We start from the raw sequence: 1,787 nt of genomic DNA, 5'->3' as shown, positions 1-1,787 counted from the left end.
CTGGTGCAACATTTAACCTCTCTAAACCTACCCATCAGCAGGAATGATCTGTATAGCACCAGGTGAAAACCTGGTGGTTGTTGCCGACAAAGCGCGGATCATTATGTTCCGCGCGCCATTCCAATCCCGTGGTAAAGAGAAGCCACATTTTGGGCATTGGAATTTTTTACTGCCGCCTAATTTTTCGTGAATTTGACCACATTCTGGGCAAGTTTTGCTGGTATAAGATTCGTTAACCAAGACAACCTTCACCTCATGACGATCCGCCATTTGAGTTAAGTGCTGGCGAAACTTATAATGATTCCAGGTAAGCAGATTGCGAGCTGTTTTCCTGTTTAATTTCCTAGCTGATTTGACTACCATTTGAGATGTTTCAAACGTTGGCAAAAATATAAGCTTGTAATTACTAACCAGGAAAGAAGCTGACTTGTTATGGCAGTCTTTAATTAGGTTTTGAATTTTTTGGCGTAAGCGATGGGCAGCATTTTTCATTGCTCGTCTCTGTCTTTTCGCAGAGCTTAAGTCAATCCGACTCATCAACCGATCTAGTTGCTGACAAAGTCTTTGAACCCGACCAATATCCCCAGAGCCTATCTCTAGGTAATTTTTGCCGTCAAAGCCAGTAAGGAATGTCCTAATACCTGGATCTAAAGCTATTACTTTATCCTGTTTGGTGGGAGTAGGTTCAATGTATTCGGGAAAAATGCCGTACCATTTGCCTTTAACCCAAACTAATTGAGTACCGTAGATGCATTCATCGGGAAAACCTTGAGGTGAACGAAAGGACAGACCTTTTACTTTGGTGGGATACCAATAACCTTTTTTGAAGTCTCCAACTTTGAATTTGATTACTTGAGTGATCTGCCGACAGGATTTAAATTTGGCAAAACCTCCATTGACCTTGGCTTGTTTAACGCCATCGATCCCATCGGCAACAGCTTCTTGTAATTGGTGCCCTGGTAGGGTTTTTACCCACTCTGGTCTATCAGATTTTCTAGCCAGTTTTTGTAGGTCATAAGTACTACCTTGATAGCCGTTTTTGATAGCAGCGATCGACCAGTTGTAAATCCATCTATATGCATTAAGCCAAGTTTTCCAAACCCTGTGAAGCTCTTTAGATGGAAACACCCTGAGCCTCAAGACACTGTTTGGTGTCAACTTCATCGTCTGGTTCCGGGGTTTTATCTTGTACCGCTTGCGTGACTTGCTTTTGATATTTTCGGAGTCCGTAAAGCCTAGCAGAGAAACAGTGGAGGATGGACAGGATATCTTCGACGAGCTCTTGTTCTGGGGAGAGTTTGCGTTCATTGAGAACCACGAGCTTGACTCCACTTTTTTGGCATAACCACTCAAGTAATGGGAATCCAAATCTGACGGCTCTGTCTGGGTAGGCAACGACAAATGCTGAGAGATCACAGCTGTAAATTCGTTCCAATATTTTGAGGAACTTTTTCCGCTTAAAATTGAGTCCTGATCCAACTTCTGAAACAATTTCAGCGTTTGGGTATTTTGACCGTAGAAATTCAGCTTGTCGATCAAGGTCGTCCCGTTGGGAGTAGGTAGAGACTCTTGCATAGCAGACAATGGGCTTAATCTGCGGAGTTTCTCCTTCGACACAGAACCGCCTTTGATTCCCTTTTGTCCTGATACTGTCGAGTCTCCCCTCTTTGTCCCACCGCCTAAGAGTTGAGATCGAGACTCCGAGGTGCTCGGCTGCCTCTTTTGGAGTGACATATTTTTTCATTGACCGTGAACCTTACTAAATCTAGTATACTTAACTTTAGTAA

Annotated in this window: 2 protein-coding genes; both read right to left on the bottom strand. The window is 43.3% G+C overall.

Annotation, left to right across the window (positions count from 1 at the left end):
- Nucleotides 1-27 precede the first annotated feature (27 nt).
- Nucleotides 28-1,128: an RNA-guided endonuclease InsQ/TnpB family protein gene (locus F6K64_RS37935; protein WP_287268006.1), complete on the bottom strand. Its 1,101-nt coding sequence runs from the start codon at nt 1,126-1,128 to the stop codon at nt 28-30.
- Nucleotides 1,115-1,744: an IS607 family transposase gene (locus F6K64_RS37930; protein WP_287268004.1), complete on the bottom strand. Its 630-nt coding sequence runs from the start codon at nt 1,742-1,744 to the stop codon at nt 1,115-1,117. The genes F6K64_RS37935 and F6K64_RS37930 overlap by 14 nt, the downstream gene beginning before the upstream one ends.
- Nucleotides 1,745-1,787: the final 43 nt, after the last annotated feature.

This window comes from Moorena sp. SIO3A2 (genome assembly GCF_010672265.1).
Lineage (GTDB): Bacteria > Cyanobacteriota > Cyanobacteriia > Cyanobacteriales > Coleofasciculaceae > Moorena > Moorena producens.
Note: the sequence above shows the minus strand (reverse complement) of the source record. Positions and strands in the feature narration are given on the sequence as shown.